The following is a 6,356-nucleotide window of genomic DNA, read 5'->3' as shown; positions in this document are numbered from 1 at the left end:
ATCCGGGCCCGCACCCACACCCGCCGAACCCACCCTCACTCCCCCGCCACCAGCCGAGCCCCGAGCTCAGACCTCGGCCACAGACGCGAACGGCCCAGCCGCCGCCCTCCTCGCCCGCCTGCGCCACGACGACCCCCGTCTCCTCCTCCCCCAACGGGACGTGACCCGCCTCGCCCCCGCCGTCACCGCCTGGCTGGACCGCGGCGCCGCCCCCGAAGCCGTACGCCGCACCCTGACGGCGGGCCTCCCCGAGGGCCCCCTGCACCACCCGGCCGGCCTCCTGGCCCACCGCCTCGCGGAACTCCTCCCACCACCACTCCCCACCTGTGCGAAACCCCCGACAGGCGTAGCCGTACGCCCCGCGCACCCCTTCCCCCTGCAGAACTGCGACGGCTGCGACCGCGCCTTCCGCTCCCCGGAACCGGGCCTCCGCTGCCGCGACTGCCGCTCCGTCGGCACCGATCCCTGTGAGGCCGCAGCATGAACACCTACAACGGGTACGACGAACTGATCCCCCGTCCCGGAAGAACCCCGGAAGCCCTGCGCACAGCCCTCGCCGTCATCGCTCCCCATCGTCTGGCTGAGATGCAGGCCGGGAAGGACGAAGCCTTCGCCAAAGCGGTCGAGTGGCAGTCCCTGGCTCCGGTGCGGAGTTGGGTCCTGATCTGGGCCAGGGAGATCGAGATCGCCCGCCGCCCCGCTCTGTCGACCCGCTACGCCGACGCGGCGAGCAATCTGGAGCACGGAGACCCGGCCACCGCACAGGACGCCCTGCGAGAACTGAGCAGCGTCCTGGACGAAGCGATGAAAACTGCGCGCGCGTGAGCTGGGAGTGGGAGTACGTCGAAGCCCGCCGCCGCACCGAAGCCAGGCCGCGCCATCTGGAGCGATCCCAGCACTGCGACGCAGACACCTTCTGCCGCCGCCACGCAGCGGAAAAAGGGACCTCAGCACAAACTCACCCGCTGCAGCACCACCGTCCGCCGACCACCGCCGTCGCCGCTGCCGCTGCCGCTGCCGCTGTCGCTGTCGCTGCCGCTGTCGGTCCGAGCGATCCAACCCATTGGAAGCCACTTGGCGTGACAGGGACGATCCTTGCCCTCAGGCACACATCACAAAGAGCGAGCACCATGACCATCGCCTCGGACGACACACAGCCCCGCGCTCACCACCACTACCGGGCAATGCGTGAATTCCTTGAGTCGATGGACGACACGCTTCCCGGGAAATTCGAGATCACCAAAGAAGGCATCGTCCACGACATGATGTCGCCGACTGGGGCCCATGAGGTGACGGCAGCACTCGTCAGCCGCCGCCTGGAGAAGGTCATGCCGGAAGAGCTGGTGGCCCACACGGGAAAGCCTGACGTGGAAGCCGAGTCCAAAGGCATCATGCGCCATCCCGACGTGATGGTGATCGCGATGGCGGACATGGAGGGCGACGGCGCCTTCGACCCCCGTACCCTCATCGCCGCCATCGAGGTCGTCAGCCGCTCCAACCCGGACAACGACTGGGTCGGCAAGGCCCGCGACTACCCTCTGCTCGGTATCCCCGTCTACGCGATCTTCGACCCCCGTACCGGCACCGGCGCCGTCCACTCCGACATCCACCCCACCCCCGACGGCCCCCGCTACTCGACCCGCAAGGACTTCGTCTACGGCGAGGACGTCACCATCGCCGAGTGGACCATCTCCACCGCCGACCTGCCGCGCTACCCGGCAACACCCTGAACCGCCGACCTCACCACTCACCGCCCAGCCCAGCCCAACCCCTCCCCTCCCGAGCGCACAGCAAAAAGGGCCCGTACGACCGAAGTCGTACGGGCCCTTTCACAAGCTCAGCTGACGCTGGATCTACCAGGCATCAAGCCCAACCCGCAGGTGTGAAACCTACTTGTTGATCTTGGTGACCTGGCCGGCGCCCACGGTCCGGCCACCCTCACGGATGGCGAACTTCAGGCCCTCTTCCATGGCGACGGGCTGGATGAGCTCGACGGTCATCTCGGTGTTGTCGCCCGGCATGACCATCTCGGTGCCCTCGGGGAGGGTCACCACACCAGTCACGTCCGTCGTGCGGAAGTAGAACTGGGGACGGTAGTTGTTGAAGAACGGCGTGTGACGGCCGCCCTCGTCCTTGGACAGGATGTACGCCTGCGCCTCGAACGAGGTGTGCGGGGTGACCGAGCCCGGCTTGATGATGACCTGGCCGCGCTCGACGTCCTCGCGCTTGATGCCACGGAGGAGCAGACCGACGTTCTCACCGGCCTGGCCCTCGTCGAGCAGCTTGCGGAACATCTCGATGCCGGTGACCGTGGTGGTGGTCTTCTCGGTCTTGATACCGACGATGTCGACGGTCTCGTTGACCTTGAGGATGCCACGCTCGATACGGCCGGTGACGACCGTACCGCGACCGGTGATCGTGAAGACGTCCTCGATGGGCATGAGGAACGGCTTGTCGACGTCACGCTCGGGCTGCGGGATGGACTCGTCGACGGCCTTCATCAGGTCGAGGACGGACTTGCCCCACTCGGCGTCGCCTTCGAGCGCCTTGAGCGCCGAGACCTTGACGACCGGAAGGTCGTCGCCCGGGAACTCGTACTCGGAGAGCAGCTCACGGACCTCGAGCTCGACGAGCTCCAGGATCTCCTCGTCGTCCACCATGTCGGCCTTGTTCAGCGCGACAACGATGTACGGAACGCCGACCTGGCGGGCCAGGAGCACGTGCTCCTTGGTCTGCGGCATCGGGCCGTCCGTGGCGGCGACAACGAGGATGGCGCCGTCCATCTGCGCCGCACCCGTGATCATGTTCTTGATGTAGTCCGCGTGACCGGGGCAGTCGACGTGGGCGTAGTGACGCGTCTCCGTCTGGTACTCGACGTGCGCGATGGAGATCGTGATACCGCGCTGGCGCTCCTCAGGAGCCTTGTCGATCTGGTCGAAGGCCGAGGCCTCGTTCAGGTCGGGGTACGCGTCATGCAGCACCTTGGTAATGGCGGCCGTGAGGGTCGTCTTACCGTGGTCGATGTGACCGATGGTGCCGATGTTGACGTGCGGCTTAGTCCGCTCGAACTTCGCCTTCGCCACTGGGTCCTCCTGTGGAGTGGTTCTGGTACGCCTTACTCATCGGCGCCAGGGTGATCTTTGCTGGGATGCCGCCCGCCGGGGATCTGTCCCGGGGACGATCGCTCGTCCCTAGGCCGGGTGTGAAACCCCGGCGGTCGGTGTCAAGCCTAAAGCGTGTAAACGGTGTGTGTTACTCGCCCTTGGCCTTCGCGATGATCTCCTCGGCGACGTTCCGGGGAACCTCGGCGTAGGAGTCGAACTGCATCGAGTAGCTCGCGCGACCCGATGTCTTGCTGCGGAGGTCGCCGACGTAGCCGAACATCTCCGAGAGCGGCACGAGGCCCCTCACGACACGAGCGCCGGCACGCTCCTCCATGGCCTGGATCTGGCCGCGGCGGGAGTTGATGTCGCCGATGACCTCACCCATGTAGTCCTCGGGCGTGGTGACCTCGACGGCCATCATCGGTTCGAGCAGCACGGGGCTGGCCCTGCGCGCGCCCTCCTTGAAGGCCTGCGAACCGGCGATCTTGAACGCCAGCTCGGAGGAGTCGACCTCGTGGTAGCCACCGTCGAGAAGCGTGATGCGGACACCCGTCATCTCGTACCCGGCGAGGATGCCGAACTGCATGGCCTCCTGCGCACCGGCGTCCACCGACGGGATGTACTCCCGCGGGATACGGCCACCGGTGACCTTGTTCACGAACTCGTACGCCGGGCCGTCGGCCTCGGTGATGGGCTCGATCGCGATCTGCACCTTGGCGAACTGACCGGTACCACCGGTCTGCTTCTTGTGGGTGTAGTCCACGCGCTCGACGGCCTTGCGGATCGTCTCACGGTAGGCGACCTGCGGCTTACCGACGTTGGCCTCGACCTTGAACTCACGGCGCATACGGTCGACCAGCACCTCGAGGTGCAGTTCGCCCATACCACCGATGATGGTCTGGCCGGTCTCCTCGTCCGAGTGAACCTGGAAGGAGGGGTCCTCCTCCGCGAGACGCTGGATGGCTACACCCAGCTTCTCCTGGTCACCCTTGGACTTGGGCTCGATGGCGACCTGGATGACCGGCGCCGGGAAGTCCATGGACTCCAGGATCACCGGGTGCTTGTCGTCCGAGAGCGTCTCACCGGTGGTGGTCTGCTTCAGGCCCATCACGGCGACGATGTCGCCGGCGCCCACCGCCTCGATCTCCTCACGCTTGTTCGCGTGCATGCGGTAGATCTTGCCGATGCGCTCCTTCTTGCCCTTGACGGAGTTCAGCACGGCGGTGCCGGACACCAGGCGGCCCGAGTAGACCCGGACGAAGGTGAGCTTGCCCAGGTGCGGGTCGCTCATGATCTTGAACGCGAGCGCGGAGAGCGGCTCGTCCTCGGACGGCTTGCGCTTCACCACGACCTCGGGGTCCTTCACGTCGTGGCCCTCGATGGCCTCGACGTCAAGCGGGGTCGGGAGGTAGCGCACGACCGCGTCGAGCAGGGGCTGGACGCCCTTGTTCTTGAACGCGGTGCCACAGAACACCGGGGTGACCGTGGTGTCGTTGGACTTGCCGGACGCGATGGTGACACGACGGATCGCGGCGTACAGCTGCTCCTCGGTGGGCTCCTGGCCCTCCAGGTACAGCTCCATGATCTCTTCGTCGTTCTCCGCGACGGCCTCGACGAGCTTGCCGCGGTACTCCTCGGCAGCCTCGGCGTGCGTGGCCGGGATGTCGACGACGTCGTACATCTCGCCCTTGGCCGCCTCGGCGGACCAGACGAACGCCTTCATGGTGACGAGGTCGACGACGCCCTTGAAGTCGGCCTCGGCACCGATCGGGAGCTGCATGACCAGCGGCTGCGCACCGAGGCGGTCCGAGATCATGTCGACGCAGCGGTGGAACTCCGCGCCGGTCCGGTCGAGCTTGTTCACGAAGCAGATGCGCGGCACGCCGTAACGGTCGGCCTGACGCCACACCGTCTCGGACTGCGGCTCGACACCCGCGACACCGTCGAACACGGTGACCGCACCGTCGAGGACGCGGAGCGAACGCTCCACCTCGACCGTGAAGTCCACGTGGCCCGGGGTGTCGATGATGTTGATGGTGTAGTCGTTGTCCTCGAGGGGCCAATGACAGGTGGTAGCAGCAGAGGTGATCGTGATGCCACGCTCCTGCTCCTGCTCCATCCAGTCCATGGTGGCAGCGCCGTCGTGGACTTCACCGATCTTGTAGCTGACGCCGGTGTAGAAGAGGATCCGCTCTGTGGTGGTCGTCTTACCCGCGTCGATGTGGGCCATGATCCCGATGTTCCGGACCCTGGCCAGGTCAAGTGAAGTGGTAGCCATAAGGCTTCGGTCTTCTCTCGGTCTCGATGTGGGTGACGACTACCAGCGGTAGTGCGCGAAGGCCTTGTTGGACTCGGCCATCTTGTGGGTGTCCTCGCGCTTCTTCACAGCGGCACCGAGGCCGTTGGAGGCGTCGAGGAGCTCGTTGAGCAGACGCTCGGTCATGGTCTTCTCGCGACGGGCGCGGGAGTAACCGACCAGCCAGCGCAGCGCCAGGGTGCTCGCGCGACCGGGCTTGACCTCGATCGGGACCTGGTACGTCGCACCGCCGACTCGGCGGGACTTGACCTCGAGGGTCGGCTTGATGTTCTCCAGAGCGCGCTTGAGCGTGATGACCGGGTCGTTGCCGGTCTTCTCGCGCAGGCCCTCCATGGCGCCGTAGACGATGCGCTCGGCGGTGGAGCGCTTGCCGTTCAGCAGCACCTTGTTGATGAGAGAGGTCACCAGAGGGGAACCGTAGACCGGGTCGATGATGACCGGGCGCTTCGGGGCGGGGCCCTTACGAGGCATTTCTACTTCTCCTTCTTGGCGCCGTAGCGGCTGCGGGCCTGCTTGCGGTTCTTGACACCCTGGGTGTCGAGGGAACCGCGGATGATCTTGTAGCGAACACCGGGCAGGTCCTTCACACGGCCGCCGCGCACGAGCACGATCGAGTGCTCCTGCAGGTTGTGTCCCTCACCCGGAATGTAAGCAGTGACCTCGATCCCGCTGGTCAGACGCACACGCGCGACCTTACGCAGGGCCGAGTTCGGCTTCTTCGGGGTGGTCGTGAACACACGCGTGCAGACGCCGCGCCGCTGGGGCGAACCCTCGAGTGCGGGCGTCTTGTTCTTCTCGACCTTGTCCTGCCGGCCCTTCCGGACCAGCTGCTGGATCGTAGGCACTACTTCTCCGGTTTCTGTGTGCCGAATGGTGAAGCTAACCTGGAACACACCGCCGACCCACGCGGTCGGGTGTGTCGAACACTGCGGACT

General features: G+C 66.2%; 6 protein-coding genes and 1 pseudogene. 3 read left to right on the top strand and 4 right to left on the bottom strand.

Going from position 1 to position 6,356, the window contains the following annotated elements:
* The 3 genes and pseudogenes from ACLVWQ_RS35575 to ACLVWQ_RS35565 form a co-directional block, all read left to right on the top strand.
* Positions 1–484 (top strand): annotated as a pseudogene (locus tag ACLVWQ_RS35575) (helix-turn-helix domain-containing protein); the annotation flags it as partial.
* Positions 481–825, top strand: a complete 345-nt coding sequence (locus tag ACLVWQ_RS35570) for a hypothetical protein (RefSeq protein ID WP_414113398.1) — start codon at positions 481–483, stop codon at positions 823–825. The pseudogene ACLVWQ_RS35575 and the gene ACLVWQ_RS35570, both read left to right, overlap by 4 nt.
* Positions 826–1,130: 305 nt before the next feature.
* Positions 1,131–1,730 carry a Uma2 family endonuclease gene (locus tag ACLVWQ_RS35565; RefSeq protein WP_414113397.1) on the top strand — a complete coding sequence of 200 codons (600 nt, stop codon included), beginning with the start codon at positions 1,131–1,133 and terminating at the stop codon, positions 1,728–1,730.
* A 159-nt stretch (positions 1,731–1,889) separates the two neighbouring features.
* Here the strand turns inward: ACLVWQ_RS35565 and tuf are convergent, their stop codons facing one another.
* The 4 genes from tuf to rpsL all read right to left on the bottom strand — a co-directional run bounded on the left by tuf (position 1,890) and on the right by rpsL (position 6,266).
* A complete protein-coding gene (tuf, locus tag ACLVWQ_RS35560; protein ID WP_362775216.1) occupies positions 1,890–3,083 on the bottom strand; it encodes an elongation factor Tu in 1,194 nt (397 codons plus the stop codon).
* 169 nt (positions 3,084–3,252) lie between these two features.
* Positions 3,253–5,382, bottom strand: coding sequence for an elongation factor G (gene fusA / locus ACLVWQ_RS35555; protein WP_414113396.1), 2,130 nt, complete (start codon positions 5,380–5,382; stop codon positions 3,253–3,255).
* Positions 5,383–5,421: 39 nt separating this feature from the next.
* Positions 5,422–5,892 carry a 30S ribosomal protein S7 gene (gene rpsG / locus ACLVWQ_RS35550; RefSeq protein ID WP_081218873.1) on the bottom strand — a complete coding sequence of 157 codons (471 nt, stop codon included), beginning with the start codon at positions 5,890–5,892 and terminating at the stop codon, positions 5,422–5,424.
* Positions 5,893–5,894: 2 nt separating this feature from the next.
* Complete coding sequence (gene rpsL / locus ACLVWQ_RS35545) at positions 5,895–6,266, bottom strand: 30S ribosomal protein S12 (RefSeq protein ID WP_003948652.1); 372 nt, start codon at positions 6,264–6,266, stop codon at positions 5,895–5,897.
* Positions 6,267–6,356 lie beyond the last annotated feature (90 nt).

It is taken from the genome of Streptomyces sp. CWNU-52B (assembly GCF_047444975.1).
In the GTDB taxonomy this organism is placed as follows: Bacteria; Actinomycetota; Actinomycetes; order Streptomycetales; family Streptomycetaceae; genus Streptomyces.
The sequence above is the reverse complement of the archived record's forward strand: the minus strand, read 5'-3'. Positions and strand labels throughout refer to the sequence as shown.